Annotated in this window: 8 protein-coding genes, 3 rRNA genes and 3 pseudogenes; 5 read left to right on the top strand and 9 right to left on the bottom strand. The window is 65.0% G+C overall.

The features are described 5' to 3' along the window. Positions 1–25: 25 nt before the first annotated feature. The 3 genes and pseudogenes from QFZ52_RS05005 to QFZ52_RS04995 form a co-directional block, all read left to right on the top strand. A pseudogene (locus QFZ52_RS05005) lies at positions 26–547 on the top strand (aldehyde dehydrogenase family protein); the annotation flags it as partial. Then, positions 525–1478 (top strand): aldehyde dehydrogenase family protein, encoded by a 954-nt coding sequence (locus QFZ52_RS05000; protein ID WP_307496520.1) that lies wholly within the window; start codon positions 525–527, stop codon positions 1476–1478. The pseudogene QFZ52_RS05005 and the gene QFZ52_RS05000, both read left to right, overlap by 23 nt. A gap of 128 nt (positions 1479–1606) precedes the next feature. Beyond that, positions 1607–2092: a GNAT family N-acetyltransferase gene (locus tag QFZ52_RS04995; protein WP_307496519.1), complete on the top strand. Its 486-nt coding sequence runs from the start codon at positions 1607–1609 to the stop codon at positions 2090–2092. A gap of 335 nt (positions 2093–2427) precedes the next feature. Here QFZ52_RS04995 and rrf read toward each other — a convergent pair. The 3 genes from rrf to QFZ52_RS04980 form a co-directional block, all read right to left on the bottom strand. Then, a 5S ribosomal RNA gene (rrf, locus tag QFZ52_RS04990) occupies positions 2428–2544 on the bottom strand. Positions 2545–2776: 232 nt separating this feature from the next. Continuing rightward, positions 2777–5903: ribosomal RNA gene (locus tag QFZ52_RS04985) — 23S ribosomal RNA — on the bottom strand. Positions 5904–6444: 541 nt separating this feature from the next. Continuing rightward, positions 6445–7969 (bottom strand): 16S ribosomal RNA (locus QFZ52_RS04980). Together the 16S, 23S and 5S rRNA genes form the textbook arrangement of a ribosomal RNA operon. A gap of 523 nt (positions 7970–8492) precedes the next feature. Here QFZ52_RS04980 and QFZ52_RS04975 point away from each other — a divergent pair. Next, a pseudogene (locus QFZ52_RS04975) lies at positions 8493–9306 on the top strand (carbon-nitrogen hydrolase family protein). 105 nt (positions 9307–9411) lie between these two features. On the opposite strand, the gene tyrS reads toward QFZ52_RS04975, so the two are convergent. The 5 genes and pseudogenes from tyrS to QFZ52_RS04950 all read right to left on the bottom strand — a co-directional run bounded on the left by tyrS (position 9412) and on the right by QFZ52_RS04950 (position 17019). Then, positions 9412–10728, bottom strand: coding sequence for a tyrosine--tRNA ligase (tyrS, locus tag QFZ52_RS04970; protein WP_307498664.1), 1317 nt, complete (start codon positions 10726–10728; stop codon positions 9412–9414). Between the two features lie 36 nt (positions 10729–10764). Then, positions 10765–12997 (bottom strand): annotated as a pseudogene (locus tag QFZ52_RS04965) (HelD family protein). A 234-nt stretch (positions 12998–13231) separates the two neighbouring features. After that, entirely contained in the window at positions 13232–13786 is a 555-nt protein-coding gene (locus QFZ52_RS04960; RefSeq protein ID WP_307496518.1) for an adenine phosphoribosyltransferase, read from the bottom strand. Positions 13787–13861: 75 nt separating this feature from the next. Beyond that, positions 13862–15532 (bottom strand): amidohydrolase, encoded by a 1671-nt coding sequence (locus QFZ52_RS04955; RefSeq protein ID WP_307496517.1) that lies wholly within the window; start codon positions 15530–15532, stop codon positions 13862–13864. Next, positions 15529–17019 (bottom strand): purine-cytosine permease family protein, encoded by a 1491-nt coding sequence (locus tag QFZ52_RS04950; RefSeq protein WP_307496516.1) that lies wholly within the window; start codon positions 17017–17019, stop codon positions 15529–15531. The genes QFZ52_RS04955 and QFZ52_RS04950 overlap by 4 nt, the downstream gene beginning before the upstream one ends. Positions 17020–17110: 91 nt before the next feature. Between QFZ52_RS04950 and QFZ52_RS04945 the strand changes: the two genes are divergently transcribed. Next, on the top strand, positions 17111–17737 hold the full coding sequence (locus QFZ52_RS04945) for a TetR/AcrR family transcriptional regulator (protein WP_307496515.1): 627 nt from the start codon (positions 17111–17113) through the stop codon (positions 17735–17737). An 81-nt stretch (positions 17738–17818) separates the two neighbouring features. Here the strand turns inward: QFZ52_RS04945 and QFZ52_RS04940 are convergent, their stop codons facing one another. Beyond that, positions 17819–18502, bottom strand: coding sequence for a DNA-3-methyladenine glycosylase (locus QFZ52_RS04940; protein WP_307496514.1), 684 nt, complete (start codon positions 18500–18502; stop codon positions 17819–17821). Between the last annotated feature and the right edge of the window lie 16 nt (positions 18503–18518).

Here is an 18518-nt window from a genome sequence, read left to right as displayed (position 1 = left end):
CAGCGACGACACCTGGAGGATTGAGATGAGCATCGACCTGCGGCAGTACATCGACGGCGCCTGGATCGAAGGCCTCGGGGCCCCTCTGGAGAGCAGGAACCCGAGCCGCCCGGACGAGCTGATCGCCTCCGGTCGTCAGGCCACCGAAGATCAGGTGCGCGACGCCGTCGCCGCAGCCCGTTCGGCGGCCCCGGCCTGGGCACGCACCCCCGTCGCCGAACGCGGCGCCGTCCTGGTGCGTGCGGCGACCATCCTGGAAGGTCAGGCCGACGCGTGGGGCGCGGAACTGGCTCGCGAAGAGGGCAAGACCTTCCCCGAGGGCAAAGGCGAGGCGCTCCGGGCCGCGCAGGTCTTCCGCTATCAGGCGGCCGAAGCGGAGCGCGAGGCCGGCACGGTCTTCCACTCCCCGAGGGCGGGCGAGCAGATCCTGGTCACCAGGAAGCCGCTGGGCGTGGTGTCGATCGTGACGCCCTTCAACTTCCCGATCGCGATTCCGGCCTGGAAGATCGCTCCCGCGCTGGTTCATGGCAACACCGTGGTGTGGAAGCCTGCCAGCACCGTGCCCTTGCTCGCCGTGCGCCTGGCAGAGGCTCTCGACCAGGCGGGGGCTTCCCGACGGGGTACTCAACCTGGTCCTCGGATCCGGAGCGCTCGGCGACGTCCTGGTCGACCACCCGGAGGTGGACGGCCTCAGCTTCACCGGCTCGACCGGGGTGGGCCGAGCCCTGGCGGGACGCGCCGCCGCGCGTGGTGTCCCGGTCCAGGCAGAGATGGGCGGCAAAAACGCCGCGATCGTCCTCGCGGACGCCGATCTGGACCTCGCACTGGAACAGGTCCTGCTGGGCGCCTTCCGATCGAGTGGCCAGAAATGCACCGCCACCTCCCGGCTCATCGTCGAAGAATCCATCGCGGACGCCTTCCTGGAGCGGCTCACCGCCCGTGTCGGCGCGCTGCGCCTCGGCGATCCTCTGAACGACGACGTCGACCTCGGCCCGGTCATCACCGCTCAGGCTCGCGACTCCATCCAGCACTCCGTCCGGCAGGCGATCGCCGACGGTGCCCGCCTCCTGGTGGGAGGACCCGAAGCTCCGGTGCCCACCGCAGGGCACTTCGTGGCGCCCACGGTCCTGGAAATCACCGGCGAGGCGCCCGTATGGCGGGAGGAGCTCTTCGGACCGGTCCTCACCGTGCGACGGGCAGCGGACCCGGCGGAGGCCTTCGCCTTGGCCAATGACTCGGAGTTCGGCCTGTCGGCGGCCCTGTTCACGCAGGACCTCACCCTCGCACTGGAAGGATTGGAGACCCTCGACGTCGGCGTGCTGCATGTGAACTCCGAATCTGCCGGTGCCGACCCCCATGTGCCCTTCGGAGGGGCCAAGAAGAGCGGGTACGGACCGAAGGAGCAGGGGCAGGCCGCGCGCGAGTTCTTCACCCACACCACCACGGTCTACCTGCGAGGTGGGCAAGCGCGCCCCTGAGCCGCATCAGGGAGTCGCCCCGCACGGAATCGCTGCCAGCGCCAGGGGCGCCGCCGTCCTCACGGCGGTGCCCCTTCCCTTTCGGCTAGGGCTCTTTCGGCTAGGGCTCTTTCAGCTAGTGTGGCGCCATGGACATCAGGAAAGCCACCGACGAGGACTGGCCCGCGATTTACGAGTTCTATCGCGACATCATGGCGGAGGGATTCACGTATGCCTTCCCCGCCGGACAGACGCTCGACGAAGCGCGTCCCTGGTGGATGGAGACCGAACCTGGGCAGACCGTCGTCGCCGTTGAGGACGGCACCATCATCGGGTCAGCCAAGATGGGCCCCAACAGGCCCGGTCGAGGCAGCCACATCGCCACCGCATCGTTCCTGGTCAACCCCCGATACCGCAATCGTGGGACAGGCCGGCGCCTCGGCGAACACGTCATCGAGTGGGCCCGTGCCGAGGGCTACCACGGCATCCAGTTCAATGCGGTCGTCGCCGCCAACCGGCCGGCCGTGCATCTGTGGCAGTCTCTCGGGTTCGAGATCATCGGAACAGTCCCGGAGGCCTTCGATCACCCTGTCGACGGCCTGGTCGGCCTGCATGTGATGTTTCGGCGCGTCTGAGGCCTGTCAGAGCCAGAGCAACAAGCAAGATCCCCTACGCCGGTCACCCAGCACTGCTGATCAAAGGCCCAGTCCCCCGCCTCGGTCGGGGTGGATCCGTTTTCTGGTCTAGAGGGCTGAGACTTCCGATGGAGTTGTGCGGGTGCCCTCAAACACGAACAGCCCCTGTGTGTGGGGGCTGTTGGTGGTGGTTAATCGGGGACAGCCCCCAGTGTGTGGGGCTGTTGGTGGTGGTTAATCGGGGGTAGCCCCCTGTGGTGGTTGGTGTTGGTGTTGGTGGTTAAATGACGAGCGGCCCCGAGCGTCGTTGCTCGGGGCCGTTCCTGTGTGGTTGTGTCCGGCGGTGTCCTACTCTCCCACACCCTCGCGAGTGCAGTACCATCGGCGCTGTGGGTCTTAGCTTCCGGGTTCGGAATGGGACCGGGCGTTTCCCCCACGCTATGACCGCCGTAACTCTTTCAAACACCCCGCCCGTGGGTGGGGGTTGGTTTGTAAGGGTCACTGGATCGTTTCCGTGACACGCAACACCGATCCATTGGTTCCCCAGTTGTGGCGGGGTGGTGGTGTTGCTTATTTAGTTGTGGTGGTTCCCTCGTGTCAAACCTGGTGGGTTTGTTGTTTGGGGACCGCATGGTGGACGCGTAGCACAGTTTTTTTGATCCACACCCGGGTGGGGTGTGGTGTGTGGTCAGGTTGTCGGCTTATTAGTACCGGTCAGCTTCACAGGTCGTTAGTCCCTGCTTCCACGTCCGGCCTATCAACCCAGTGGTCTGCTGGGAGCCTCTCGACCCCGAAGGGTCATGGAAATCTTATCTTGAAGCGGGCTTCCCGCTTAGATGCTTTCAGCGGTTATCCCATCCGAACGTAGCCAATCAGCGGTGCACTTGGCAGTACAACTGACACACCAGAGGTTCGTCCGTCCCGGTCCTCTCGTACTAAGGACAGCCCTTCTCAAATTTCCTGCGCGCGCAGCGGATAGGGACCGAACTGTCTCACGACGTTCTAAACCCAGCTCGCGTACCGCTTTAATGGGCGAACAGCCCAACCCTTGGGACCTACTCCAGCCCCAGGATGCGACGAGCCGACATCGAGGTGCCAAACCATGCCGTCGATATGGACTCTTGGGCAAGATCAGCCTGTTATCCCCGAGGTACCTTTTATCCGTTGAGCGACGGCCATTCCACAATGTACCGCCGGATCACTAGTCCCGACTTTCGTCCCTGCTCGAGATGTCTCTCTCACAGTCAAGCTCCCTTGTGCACTTACACTCGACACCTGATTGCCAACCAGGCTGAGGGAACCTTTGGGCGCCTCCGTTACTTTTTAGGAGGCAACCGCCCCAGTTAAACTACCCATCAGGCACTGTCCCTGACCCAGATTATGGGCCGAAGTTAGATGTCCAAAGTGACCAGAGTGGTATTTCAACGATGACTCCACGAACACTGGCGTGTCCGCTTCACAGTCTCCCACCTATCCTACACAAGCCACTCCGAACACCAATACCAAACTATAGTAAAGGTCTCGGGGTCTTTCCGTCCTGCTGCGCGTAACGAGCATCTTTACTCGTAGTGCAATTTCGCCGAGTTCATGGTTGAGACAGTAGGGAAGTCGTTACTCCATTCGTGCAGGTCGGAACTTACCCGACAAGGAATTTCGCTACCTTAGGATGGTTATAGTTACCACCGCCGTTTACTGGGGCTTAAATTCCCGGCTTCACACCGAAGTGTTGACCGGTCCTCTTAACCTTCCAGCACCGGGCAGGAGTCAGTCCGTATACATCGTCTTGCGACTTCGCACGGACCTGTGTTTTTAGTAAACAGTCGCTTCCCCCTGGTCTCTGCGGCCCTTATCCGCTCCGAGGAGCAAGTCCTCTTCACAGTCCGGGCCCCCCTTCTCCCGAAGTTACGGGGGCATTTTGCCGAGTTCCTTAACCATGATTCTCTCGATCGCCTTAGTATTCTCTACCTGATCACCTGTGTCGGTTTAGGGTACGGGCGGCTGGAACCTCGCGTCGATGCTTTTCTCGGCAGCATAGGATCACTGAATCCCCCACAAGGTGGGGTCCCATCACGTCTCAGCCTTAATGTTCCCCGGATTTGCCTAGGGAACGGCCTACCTGCTTAGACCGGGACTACCATCGCCCGGCTCAGCTACCTTCCTGCGTCACACCTGTTAATACGCTTACCTCCCCCGATCAGTTCCCAGCCTCACCACACACCACTTGCCCGAAGGCTCCTGGAGGTGGATTGGGTGGTTAGTATCCCGGGCTCAGTATGGGCGGTTCTTCGCCGGTACGGGAATATCAACCCGTTGTCCATCGACTACGCCTGTCGGCCTCGCCTTAGGTCCCGACTCACCCAGGGCAGATTAGCTTGACCCTGGAACCCTTGATCATCCGGCGGACGGGTTTCTCACCCGTCTTTCGCTACTCATGCCTGCATTCTCACTCGTGTGGTCTCCACCACTGGTTTACACCGCGGCTTCACCGTCCACACGACGCTCCCCTACCACTCCAGACGACTGAACCACGAAGGCTTGTCTACTATCTGAAATCCACGACTTCGGCGGTGTACTTGAGCCCCGCTACATTGTCGGCGCGGAATCACTTGACCAGTGAGCTATTACGCACTCTTTCAAGGGTGGCTGCTTCTAAGCCAACCTCCTGGTTGTCTAAGCAACTCCACATCCTTTCCCACTTAGCACACGCTTAGGGGCCTTAGTCGGTGGTCTGGGCTGTTTCCCTCTCGACCATGAAGCTTATCCCCCACGGTCTCACTGCTGCGCTCTCACTTACCGGCATTCGGAGTTTGGCTGACGTCAGTAACCTTGTAGGGCCCATCGGCCATCCAGTAGCTCTACCTCCGGCAAGAAACACGCAACGCTGCACCTAAATGCATTTCGGGGAGAACCAGCTATCACGAAGTTTGATTGGCCTTTCACCCCTACCCACAGCTCATCCCCTCCATTTTCAACTGAAGTGGGTTCGGTCCTCCACGACGTCTTACCGTCGCTTCAACCTGGCCATGGGTAGATCACTTCGCTTCGGGTCTAGATCACGCCACTCAAACGCCCTATTCAGACTCGCTTTCGCTACGGCTTCCCCACACGGGTTAACCTCGCGACGTAACACTAACTCGCAGGCTCATTCTTCAAAAGGCACGCCATCACAGGTACAAGCCTGCTCTGACGGATTGTAGGCACACGGTTTCAGGTACTATTTCACTCCCCTCCCGGGGTACTTTTCACCTTTCCCTCACGGTACTGGTCCGCTATCGGTCATTAGGTAGTATTTAGGCTTATCAGGTGGTCCTGACAGATTCACACGGGATTTCTCGGGCCCCGTGCTACTCGGGTATCATCCCTCGAGCGGTGCATCAACGCGACAATTACGGGACTCTCACCCTCTATGGTCGACCATCCCAAGCCGTTCATCTACGTCAGCACATTCACACCCGACCAGGTCAGTGACCCTGGTACGGAACAACCCCACAACCCCGACCATGCAACGCCCACTGGCTATCACACATGGACCGGTTTAGCCTGATCCGCTTTCGCTCGCCACTACTCACGGAATCACATGTTGTTTTCTCTTCCTGCGGGTACTGAGATGTTTCACTTCCCCGCGTTCCCTCCACACAGCCTATGCGTTCAGCTGCGGGTGACTACCCATAACAGGCAGCCGGGTTTCCCCATTCGGACATCCTGGGATCAAAGTTCGGTTATCAACTCCCCCAGGCTTTTCGCAGATTCCCACGTCCTTCATCGGCTCCTAATGCCAAGGCATTCACCGTGCGCCCTTAAAAACTTGGCCACACAAAAACCAAGACAAACACCACAACCCACACAACCCCCCAAAGGGGATCACCCAGGCCATGACGCTCGCCTTATAAGATGCTCGCGTCCACTATGCAGTTCTCAAACAACAACCCCACACCCCCATCCAACACACCCAACCGGGCACGCCTTCCAGAAGCAGGGCAACCAAACGAAACAACAACCACCACACACCCCACAAGGAGACATGCGACAGGCCTGTTGCTTCAGGACCCAACAGTGTGTCAACAACCCCAGCACCACCACAACACCAACAACTTTCCAACCACCACAACACCCAAAGGCATCACAGCGGCGTACTCACCACCAGCATCACAGCACCCGTGCAGGAACCGCACCCCCAGCCGGCAAGCCCCCTTGTTTCACAGGAACCCACCAACCATCACGAGGATGTGTCTTTTCGATATTCCACCCATGAGCACCACACCCCAGGAACGAACGCCCTGGCAGGCGGGTTCTACACTCAACCACCACCACAACCCATGCAGGCCACGACAGCGATCTCGTTTGCTCCTTAGAAAGGAGGTGATCCAGCCGCACCTTCCGGTACGGCTACCTTGTTACGACTTAGTCCCAATCGCCAGTCCCACCTTCGACAGCTCCCTCCCACAAGGGGTTAGGCCACCGGCTTCGGGTGTTACCAACTTTCGTGACTTGACGGGCGGTGTGTACAAGGCCCGGGAACGTATTCACCGCAGCGTTGCTGATCTGCGATTACTAGCGACTCCAACTTCATGGGGTCGAGTTGCAGACCCCAATCCGAACTGAGACCGGCTTTTTGGGATTAGCTCCACCTCACAGTATCGCAACCCTTTGTACCGGCCATTGTAGCATGCGTGAAGCCCAAGACATAAGGGGCATGATGATTTGACGTCGTCCCCACCTTCCTCCGAGTTGACCCCGGCAGTCTCCCATGAGTCCCCGCCATTACGCGCTGGCAACATGGAACGAGGGTTGCGCTCGTTGCGGGACTTAACCCAACATCTCACGACACGAGCTGACGACAACCATGCACCACCTGTGAACCAGCCCCGAAGGGAAACACCATCTCTGATGCGATCCGGTCCATGTCAAGCCTTGGTAAGGTTCTTCGCGTTGCATCGAATTAATCCGCATGCTCCGCCGCTTGTGCGGGCCCCCGTCAATTCCTTTGAGTTTTAGCCTTGCGGCCGTACTCCCCAGGCGGGGCACTTAATGCGTTAGCTACGGCGCGGAAAACGTGGAATGTCCCCCACACCTAGTGCCCAACGTTTACGGCATGGACTACCAGGGTATCTAATCCTGTTCGCTCCCCATGCTTTCGCTCCTCAGCGTCAGTTAATGCCCAGAGACCTGCCTTCGCCATCGGTGTTCCTCCTGATATCTGCGCATTTCACCGCTACACCAGGAATTCCAGTCTCCCCTACATCACTCAAGTCTGCCCGTACCCACTGCAGAACCAGGGTTGAGCCCTGGCCTTTCACAGCAGACGCGACAAACCGCCTACGAGCTCTTTACGCCCAATAATTCCGGATAACGCTTGCGCCCTACGTATTACCGCGGCTGCTGGCACGTAGTTAGCCGGCGCTTCTTCTGCAGGTACCGTCACTTTCGCTTCTTCCCTACTGAAAGAGGTTTACAACCCGAAGGCCGTCATCCCTCACGCGGCGTCGCTGCATCAGGCTTTCGCCCATTGTGCAATATTCCCCACTGCTGCCTCCCGTAGGAGTCTGGGCCGTGTCTCAGTCCCAGTGTGGCCGGTCACCCTCTCAGGCCGGCTACCCGTCGTCGCCTTGGTGAGCCATTACCTCACCAACAAGCTGATAGGCCGCGAGTCCATCCAAAACCACAAAAGCTTTCCACCACCAACCCATGCGGGCAATGGTCGTATCCGGTATTAGACCCAGTTTCCCAGGCTTATCCCAGAGTCAAGGGCAGGTTACTCACGTGTTACTCACCCGTTCGCCACTAATCCACCCAGCAAGCTGGGCATCATCGTTCGACTTGCATGTGTTAAGCACGCCGCCAGCGTTCATCCTGAGCCAGGATCAAACTCTCCAAAAAGAAATTCAAAACCCAGCAAACACCAATCCACCACAGGGGCGGCGAATCAGTGATTACCAAAAAAACATTGGTATCAAAAAAACATGACACACTATTGAGTTCTCAAACAACAGACATCCAACCGTCTATCCCGGACACGAAGGTTCCAGGACGATGAGGAAGGTTGTTTGCCGCCTTCGGGCGGTTCCGGATCCTTCAGGACCCTTTCCGTCTCCGTCGCGGCGACTGGATCAACTATACGCACCTTCCGGCGTCCGCGCAAATTCAGCACCCAGGGGTGCCTCCACGCCCGGAACTTCCGCGGAATCCCGGGGGTTTCGTGGGTTCGCGGGCCCCGGATCGGGTCATCGTTCCCGGCAGACGATTCTGTGAACCCGGCCACATCAGTGCCGCGTCAACGCGCTAGGGCGCGCTAGAACGCTCAGTACGGTCACGGAAGGACTGGACTCGGCGTTCCTCGCGGCAGATGCTGGAGTGGTCAGTGCCGGAAGACGCCGGCCCCTCCCTCGGACCAGGAGTACGCATGCTCATCGCTCTCGCCCAGATCCACAGCGGCGCCGATCTCTCCGCCAATCTCGAATCGGTCAGGGAGTTCACCGCTCGGGCGGCCGAGGCCGGAGCCCGTCTGATCGTGTTCCCGGAAGCCACGATGCGCGCGTTCGGCAATCCACTCCACGACATCGCCCAGCCACTGGACGGTCCCTGGGCCCGCGAGGTGGAAGGAATCGCCCACGAATACGGCATCACCATCGTCGCCGGCATGTTCACCCCGGGCGCCGAGCCCGCGGGCGATGCCCGGGCCAAGGTCCGCAACACCTTGCTGGTGGCGGGACCTGAAGTCTCCGCCTCCTACACGAAGATCCACCTCTACGACGCCTTCGGCTTCGCGGAGTCGGACACGGTCGAGCCGGGCGACGTGGCCGTGACGTTCGAACTCGACGGCGTGACGTTCGGCCTGTCCACCTGCTACGACGTCCGCTTTCCCGCCCTGTTCACCGCGAACGCCCTGGCCGGCGCCACCGTGCAGATCGTCTGCGCCTCCTGGGGACCCGGCCCGGGGAAGGTCGAACAGTGGGAACTCCTCACGCGCGCCCGCGCACTCGACACCACGAGCTACCTGCTGGCCTGCGGCCAGGCGCGATCCCGCGTCCGTCGGCGTGGAGAATCCGAAGGGTCTCCCTACCGGGGTGGGGCACTCCGGCGTCGTGAATCCGTTCGGACAGGATGTGGCGCGCGCCGACGGCGCCGTGCAGCTGCTGTTCGCCGAGCTCGACCTTGACGTGGTCCGCCGGGCCAGGGAAGTCCTTCCGGTGCTCGCCAATCGCGTGGAGTTCTGAACCCCTCCGGAAACGGCGACGGCCCGCCACTCCCCCGGCCCACCGTGAAGGTGAGCCGCCCAGGGAGGGCGGGCCGTCGTCGTACGCCGCGGAAAGGGCGGAAGGTCAGGCGACCGTGACGCTCGCGAGATTCTTCTTACCGCGGCGCAGCAGCAGGTACTTGCCGTGCAGCAGCTCCTCGGCCGGCACCACGAAGTCCACATCCGTCACCTTGACGTTGTTGACGTAGGCGCCGCCCTCGGTGATGGTGCGGCGGGCATCGGACTTGGACTTCACCAGCTCGGTCGCGAGCAGGAGATCCACCACCGCGAGGCCGTCGGCCGGCACGGTCGCGGAGGCGAGCTCCGCGGACACGGCCAGGAGCGTGGCCTCGTCCAGCACCGACAGATCGCCGTTGCCGAACACGGCCGCGGACGCCGCGATGACCTTCTCGGTCGCCTCGACACCATGCACCAGACCGGTGACCTCCCACGCCAGACGGCGCTGCGCCTCACGGGCGAACGGACGCTCGGCCACGGACACGGCCAGCTCCTCGATCTCCGCACGGCTCAGGAAGGTGAACACCTTCAGCCGGTCCACCACATCAGCGTCTGCCGTGTTCAGCCAGAACTGGTAGAAGGTGTACGGCGAGCACATGTCGCCGTCCAGCCAGATGGCGTTGCCTTCGCTCTTGCCGAACTTGGTGCCGTCCGAGTTGGTGATCAGCGGGGTGCCCAGCGCATGCACGCTGCGGCCCTCCACCTTGCGGATCAGCTCGGTGCCGCTGGTCAGGTTGCCCCACTGGTCGCTGCCGCCGGTCTGCAAGACGCAGCCGTAAGCGCGGTTCAGTTCGAGGTAGTCCATGCCCTGGAGGATCTGGTAGCTGAACTCGGTGTAGCTGATGCCCTCGTCGGAGTTCAGACGGCTCGCGACGATGTCCTTCTTGATCATCGTGCCCACACGGAAGTGCTTGCCCACCTCGCGCAGGAAGTCGATCGCGGACAGCGGCGCGGTCCAGTCCAGATTGTTCACCAAGCGCGCGGAGCTCTCCCCCTCGAACGAGAGGAAGCGCGAGACCTGCGCCTGGAGCTTCTCCACCCACTCGGCCACGGTCTCCCGGGTGTTGAGCACCCGCTCGGCCGTCTGGCGCGGATCACCGATCAGCCCCGTGGAACCGCCCACCAGCGCCAGCGGCTTGTGGCCGGCCAGCTGGAGACGGCGCATCACCAGGAGCTGCACCAGGTTGCCGAGGTGCAGGGACGGCGCCGTGGGATCGAAGCCGCAATAGTAGGTCACAGGCTCGCCGGCGAGGAGTTTCTCCAGTTCCGCCTCATCCGTGGACACGTGGACCAGGCCACGCCACTTCAGCTCCTGCCAGACGTTGGCAAAGGCGGAATCGTTCTTCTGCTTGGCGAGGGCGGAGCCCTCGATGGTTTCGCTCAGCTGTGACACCCCTCCAAATTAGCATTCTCCACGGGTTCAGGCCTTCTCGATGCCCTCGGGGATCCGCCCGGAGGCGATCAGGCGGAGGCGCTGCGTGGGGCGGGTCATGGCGACGTACAGATCGCCCACGCGCCCGTCCGCCTCGTCCAGGAGTTCCTGGGGTTCGAGGATGATGACACCGTCGAACTCGAGGCCCTTCGCCTCCTGCGGACTGATCACCACGATGTCCTGGTCGTAGCTGCCCGACCCCGTGCCGACGCGGCTCCCGTACTCGGCGCGCAGGGCCGCCTCGGCCGCGGCGCGGTGGCGGGGGCCGCTGATGACGGCGAGCAGGCCGCCGTCGAGCATCTCGAGCTCTTCGGGGACGGCGCGCACCAGATAGGGGCACGACGTCGGACGCGGACACCCGGTCGATCTGCGGCGCCCAGCGGCCCTCGCGGACCGCCTTCGGGGCGGAGACGATCTGACCGGCGGCGTTCGCCATCCGGACCGCGGCCTCGGCGATCTGCGACGGGGTGCGGTAGTTGACCGTGAGTTCCTCGAGGCGCCAGTGATCACCGAACTCGGGGGTCAGCGCCGAGGCCCAGGACAGTGCGCCCGCAGCGGAGCTGGTCTGGGCGATGTCACCCACGATCGTGAACGACTTGAGCGGGCACCGACGGGCCAGCAGGCGCCACTGCATGTGCGAGAGCTCCTGCGCCTCGTCCACCACCACATGGCCGTAGGCCCAGTTGCGGTCTCCACGCGCACGGTCCGCGGCGCTCAGCCGGTGGTGCTGCTCGGCGTTCCGCTCCGCGAGCTCCTCGGCGGTGAACAGCGGGTCGATGCCCATGTGCTCCATGTTCCGCAGGGTCGCCTTGGCGTTCTCCACGTCGCGCTGGCGTTCCTGCTCCGCGAGGGCGGCGTTGCGGCCGGCGTGGACGTCGTAGTCGCCCAGGAGTTCGGCGGCCTCATCCAGGAGCGGCACGTCCGCCTCCGTCCACGGCGCGTCCGCCGGGCGGAGCAGGAGTGTGCGCTCCGCCTCGGTGAACCCCGGAGTGCAGGCCTTCAGGATCTCCGGACGGGAGAAGAGCTCGGACAGGAGCTTCTCCGGCGTCATCGGCATCCAGGCGAGGTTCAGCGCCACCCGGACGTCGGCGGAGGACCGGACGTCCTCCGCCAGGTACGAGCGGTCCGCGCTGTTGCCCGGGTTGGCGGCCAGGACCTTCTCGGTGAGCTGCTCCGTGAGCTCGCGCAGCAGGATCTTGACGAACGTCCCGCGCGCCTCGTTGTGCGGCTTGCCGGACTGGCGGGCCTTCTCCCGGGCACGGGAGACCTGCTTGGGGCTCAGGGTCAGGCGGTAGCCCTCGACCTCGAGCGTCCGCGGCGAGCGGAAGGTGCGCTGGCGCTGCGCCACGGCGTTGGCCACGACGATCGCCATGGCCAGGCGTCCCTTGAGGGCCGCCACCTGCGGATCGGCTTCCGGGACGGCGTCGATGCCCGGCATGAGCTTGCCGAGGCTGGCCATGACCACGCCGGTCTCACCCAGGGACGGCAGCACGCGCTCGATGTACTTCATGAAGGACGTGCTGGGGCCGACCAGCAGCACACCCGCGGACTTCAGCCGCTCACGGTGCGTGTACAGCAGGTACGCGGCGCGGTGCAGGGCCACGGCGGTCTTGCCGGTGCCAGGACCGCCCTGGACCACGAGTGCCCCGGACATGGAGCTGCGGATGATGCGGTCCTGCTCGGCCTGAATGGTGCTGACGATGTCGGACATCTGTCCGGTGCGCTTCGAGTTCAGGGCGGCGAGCAAGGCGCCCTCCCCCTGATGACCGGTCTGCTCCCCCAGCATGCCGGGGTCGAGAACGTCGTCCTCCATGGCCTTGAGGTCGCGGCCGGACAGGATCAGATGACGACGACGGCGCACCCCCTGCCGGTCAAACGCCGTGGCCTGGTAGAAATGGCCGGCCTCGGGGGCACGCCAGTCGACCATGAGCCGCTGCAGGTCTTCCGTGGACAGGCCGATGCGGCCGATGTACTGGGCCTCACCGCCGTCGAGGTCCAGGCGCCCGAACACGAGCCGGTCCTCGACCGCGTCCAGCTGGGCCAGCCGGTCCTCATACAGCGCGGCGAACGCGTCCCGCTCGGACACGTTCTGCATGCTCCCCACGGGTCCACCCCGGCGCACACGGGCGAGCTGCCCGCGCTTCTCTTCGCGGAGTTCATCCAGCCGGTGGTACAGGCCGTGGACATAGTCCCGTTCACGCGCCAGCTCAGCCTCGAGCATCAAGCAACTCCTCTTCGCCAAGGTTCCCCGCCATTGTCGATAACGGACCGTCCATTCTACAGCCATTCGGGTGAACGGAAGGGAACGTCCCGGCGGACCGGCGGAGGCGGCTGCCAGAGGGTGCCGGGCTGACCGGCGGAGGCGACTGCCAGAGGGCGCCGGGCGGGACTCGGCGCGCCCGGCGGAGCAGCCTCTGAGGGAGCCCTCAGAGGCTGCTCGGCCCGTGCATCCGGGTCAGACCTTCTGGAGGGCGTGCACAAGGTCCAAGTCGATGCCGGCCGCGGCCAGGCGCTCCCGGCCCGGGAGGCCGTCAAGCTCCATGACGACGCCGATCCCCGTGACCTCCACGCCGGCGCGGGAGAAGAGTTCATGCGCGGCGGCGAGCGTCCCGCCGGTGGCGAGGACGTCGTCGAGCAGGAGGACGCGGGTGCCGGGGGCGAGGTCGTCCCGGTGGATCTCCAGCGTGGCCGTGCCGTACTCGAGGGCGTACTCCTGCGCATAGGTTTCGCGCGGGAGCTTGCCGGCCTTGCGCACGGCGACGACACCCTTGCCGGAGGCGTAAGCGGCGGCCGCGGCGAGCAGGAAGCCGCGCGCCTCCACGCCTGCCACGACGTCGAAACGGCCCGCGTACGGCTCCACCAGGGCGTCCACCACGGTGCGGAACCCCTCGCCGTCGGCGAAGACCGGCGTCAGGTCACGGAAGACGATGCCGGGTTCCGGATAATCCGGGATGACGGCGCAGAGCCGGTCGAGAAGGGCGATGGCGGATTCATGGGCTGTTTCAGGCACGCCCTCCAGGGTAGTACGGGCAGGCCGCAGGAGACGTGCGCAGGAACTCCCACGCCCGCCCCTCCGACCGGTTCCTCAGGCGCCGGCCGGGACCGCCTGGACCGCGCGGAACACCCTATTTCCCCCGATCACCGTGCCGAGGACCGGATTCGCCGCCTGCTCTTCAGGGGTCAGGCTCACCGGGTTGGCGCCGAGGAGCGTGAAGTCAGCCACACGGCCCGGCTCCACCCTCCCGGCGGAGTCCCCTCGGCCGCCGGCAAGCGCGGCGACCGAGGTCATGCCCCGATATGCCTGACGGACATCGACGGCCTGGCGCTCCTGCACCGGCCTGATGCTCGCGTCTTCGACCGGACGCCGGAGCTGGGCGTCGGCGAGCCCGACACGCGGATCACCCGGCCCGATCGGCCAATCCGAGCCGAGCGCGACGGCGGCTCCGGCCTCCAGCAGATCCCGGGTGCGCCAGCCGTGGGCAGCGCGTTCACTCCCGATCCGCCGGGACCAGTTGTCACTGCCGTCCGCGGCGGTCATCCGCGCGCCATGGCTCGGCTGCAGACTCGCCACCACCCCCAGTTCCCCGAACCTCGGCAGCAGAGCATCGGGGATCGACTCCACGTGTTCGATCCGGTGCGGACCGCCCGCAGCCGTCCCCGCAGCCTGAATGGCATCCAGGGCGTGCCGCACCGCACGGTCGCCGATCGCGTGGGTGGCCGTGGGAATGCCGTGGGCGGTGAAGAAGGCGACGGCGGCCGCATAGGCCTCCGGATCGCGCCAGAGGGCATCCTGATTCTCGCCATGGCTGTCCGCGTGCTCGAACCACGCGGTCCCGTTGTCCGCCGTGCCGTCCAGCATGAATTTCACGCCCTCCACGCTCCAGCGGCGGCCATGACGCCCGATGAGTGCCGCCGTGTCCGCCCACACCTCCGGAGTGGAATCCGCCGGGACCAGCGGTGAGCAGCGCACGCGCACCGGCAGTTCCCCGTGTTCCTCGATCCAGCGGTAGACCTCCTCCCCCGGTTCTGCGAAGTCCAGGGCATGGACGCCCGTCAGACCCCACGAAGCGAACGCCTCCAGCTGCGCCAGCACGTATCCGGCGGACTCCTCGAGGGGCGCCTCCGGGTAGTGCGCGAAGACGAGATCCATGGCCTGCAGTTCGAGGATGTAGCCGCTCGGGGTGCCGTCCGCGGCCAGTTCCACGGATGATTTGTCATCGAACACCTCGGCGCCGGTGAGGCCCGCGAGCGCCACCGCCGCCGGGCTGATCACCAGGCTGTGAGCATCTGCCGTCATGAGGGACACCGGGACGCCCGGGAAGCTCTCCCCCAGGAACCGCCCTTCCGGCACGGCGGGGAAGACATTGACATCCAGACCGTAGCCCGTGACCCAGGCTCCGTCCGGGCTCTCCAGGACCCGGTCCGCGAGCAGTTCCAGGACCTCCGCCAGTGTCCCCGCAGGGGCCAGGTCCACCCCCTGCCCCTGTTCGATGGCGCCCCAGACCGGGTGAGCATGAGGGTCCACCAGCCCGGGGATCAGGGTGGCGCCCGGGAGTTCATGGACCTCGGTCCCCTCTCCGATCCATGCGGCCGGATCGGCGCCGACGGCGACCACCCGGCCGTCCCGCACCGCGACGAAGGCGCCCAGCGGGTCCGCCGCGGTGACGGGCGGGCGGGTAGTGGCGCCGTCGTCGAAGGTCTCGACCTCCGCCACCCGGTACACGGCGTCCGCAGGCTGCGGAGCGCAGCCGGTCATGCGTGGTTCCCACGGAAGAGGCCGGCGCGCGGCGAGCGTCCCACCAGCCAGTACACGAATGCGGCCACCGTCATTCCGGCCGGAATGGACAGGCTGAGCCCTCCGACGGCGGCCGCCCAGGGGCCCGTCCAGAAGGTGGTTCCCACGAAGAGCGCCGCCACCAGTCCGCCCAGCACCATGGCGGAGATCCCGGCCCAGTTGAATCCGGCGTCGTACCAGAAGGGGCCGCCGCGGTCCTGATCCAGGAGCTGCTTTCCGTCGTAGTGGTTGCGGCGCATGATGATGTCCATCACGAACACCGCCATGGCCGGCCCGGTGAGTATGGTGACGAGTTCCAGCATGGTGCTGACACTCGTGAGGAAGTCGAATACCAGAATCGAGTACAGGGTCATCGCCGTGCCCAGGACGCCGATCACGAGCACCGCCCACACGCGGCTGATCCGCAGGCCGATGGATTGAAGGGTGAGGCCGGCACTGTAAGCGGTCAGTCCGTTGTTGCTGACGGTGTTCAGAACCACCGCCACCACGAAGACCGGCACGAACCAGCCCGGCATGATTCCTTCCAGCGCCTTCTCCGGGTCACCCATGTCCAGGGAGGTCGCCGCGAAGGCGCCCATCGCGGTGAACACCACGCTGGGCAGGAAAGCACCCAGGAAGGTCCAGCCGGCGACGGCGGAGGGATGGGTCCTGCTGGGCAGGTACCGGGCCAGGTCGGGGCTGTTGCTGTACGAGAGCGGAGCGGACGCCACGATGGCGAACCCTCCCGCGAGAGCGGCCCACAGGGACGCACCTTCCAGCGCCTCGGGCGGCTGGTAGGACCAGTCCACGTGCCCCAGGATGAAGGCGCCGACCACGATGAAAACCAGGGTGAGCAGGATGCTGAGCGGCCCGTAGAGACGCAGAATGGCGCCGTGTCCATAGACGGCCAGCGCGATGGTGGCGGCGGCGATGAGGACGATCACCGCGGAATTGACGAGCGGTGAGGCTTCCAGGCCGAACCGACCCGCCAGGCCGATGCCGGCCACGGATGCCGCGGACCAGTTCAGGGCCAGGTAGGCGGCGGCGATGAGCCAGCCGGTGACCACGAGGACCACCTTGTTCCCCCGGATCCCGTACATGGCCCGCGAGATCACGGAGCCGGTGGTGCCTGCCGACGGCCCACTGATCGAGATGAAGGCCGTGAAAGCCCAGAAGAGGTTGCCCACCACGATCACCCAGAGCGCCTGCTCGAGGCTGAGGCCCATGAGGACGAGGGCGGCGCCGACCACCAGACTCAGGTAGCTGACGTTCGGGGCGGCCCAGACGGAGAAGAGGCTGCGGGCCTTGCCGTGCCGTTCCCCTTCCGGAATGTGGTCTATGCCGTGGGCTTCGAGCCGGACGGCGGTCTCCGGGCCTGGGGCGCCGGTGCCCCAGGGGGCGGCGGCAGAGGCTTCTTCGCCGCTGCGCGTGGCGCCGTCCACCTCGGAAGTGCTGTGCATGACAGCCATGGGAAATCCTTCGCGATCACAGTCTCCAGCTAGCACGAGTGCTATTGGTCACTTGTCCAATAATTGTGATCCATCTAATAGTGTGGAGGTCATGGTGTCAAGAGCCCCCACTCCGCGGATCCGGAAGAACCCTGCGGAACGACGCGATGAGATCCTCGATGCAGCTGCCAGGATCGCGCTGGCCGAAGGACTTGAAATCGTCACGGTCCGGCGCGTGGCAGAGGACCTCCAAGTGCGCCCCGGACTCATCGGTCACTACTTCCCGTCCGCGGAGGAGATGGTGAGCGAGGCCTTCGCCCGCGCCGCCCACGCCGAGCTGGAGACCCTTCTGCCGGCGGAGCCGGCCACGGGCACACCGCTGGAACGCCTCCGGGACTTCTTCCGCCGCTCTGCCGGGGACGATTACCTGGCCCTCAGCCGCCTCTGGCTCAATGCCCGCCACACCAGCCGCTTCCGGCCGTCCTTGCAGGATGCCGTCCAGAAGCAGGAGGCGATCATGCGGGACCGGCTCCTGACGATCATCACCGAGGGGAAGGAGCAGAACCTCTTCTCGTGCCCGGATCCCCTCGGAGCGACGCTGGAGATCCTGGTGGTGGTCGACGGCCTGGGTTCCTATGCCAATGACACGAGCGACTACTGGCACGCCAGCCTGGCCGATCTCAGCGCGCGGACGGCGGAACGGGTCCTGGGACTGGCACCCGGCACGCTCGCCGGCTGACCTGGCAAGGGACCGTGCGGGCCGGTTCGTCAGAGGCAGTGCCGCCGAGGCACCGGCGCGCGGAGCGCGGGGGTGCGACGGTCAGCGCGGCTTCGCCGGGCGGTACACGGAGACGCTCGGTTCGCCGTCGAGCCAGAACCGCCACGGATACTCCAGGCTGCCGCCTGCCCCGGAGACCCCTACCCGCGGACCCGAGAGCACCGTCCGGGCATCCGCGATCCGGTCCGCGAGCGCGCTGCGTGGCACCTTGAGGTCCAGCGGCGGCGCGAGCAGGTCCGCGCCAGTGTCCGCCGTCGTGAGGGCCAGGCAGGTGGCCAGCCGGGCCGGGCCGCGGGCGAGTTCGCTCTCCTTGCGGGCGGCGGGCCTGCGGCTCCACGCGAGGGCGGCGCCCTCGACGACGACGCCCGCCCGCAGGAGGATTCCTGAGGCCCGGCCGTCCGGGCCGCACACCAGGTTCGCGCAGTAGTGCATCCCGTAGGTGAAGTAGCAGTAGAGATGAGCGGGCGGGCCGAACATGGCGGCGTTCCGCGCCGTCTTGCCGCGGAAACTGTGCGCGCCCGGATCGGGGAACTCGGAGTCCCGCTCACCGCGGTACGCCTCCAGCTCGGTCAGCCGGATCGCGACCGTGCCTTCCGGCGTGGTGTGGCTGATCACCGAGCCGAGCAACCGGGGCGCCAGCTCCACGGGATCCCCGCTCAGCAGTTCGCGGACCTCCCCGGGGCTCAGGAAGTCCTCCTCGCGGTCCGCTGCAGCCATCTCCGTCATGGCCCCGACGCTAGCA

Origin of the sequence: Arthrobacter woluwensis, assembly GCF_030816155.1 — a bacterium.
In the GTDB taxonomy this organism is placed as follows: Bacteria; Actinomycetota; Actinomycetes; order Actinomycetales; family Micrococcaceae; genus Arthrobacter_E; species Arthrobacter_E woluwensis_A.
Note: the sequence above shows the minus strand (reverse complement) of the source record. Positions and strands in the feature narration are given on the sequence as shown.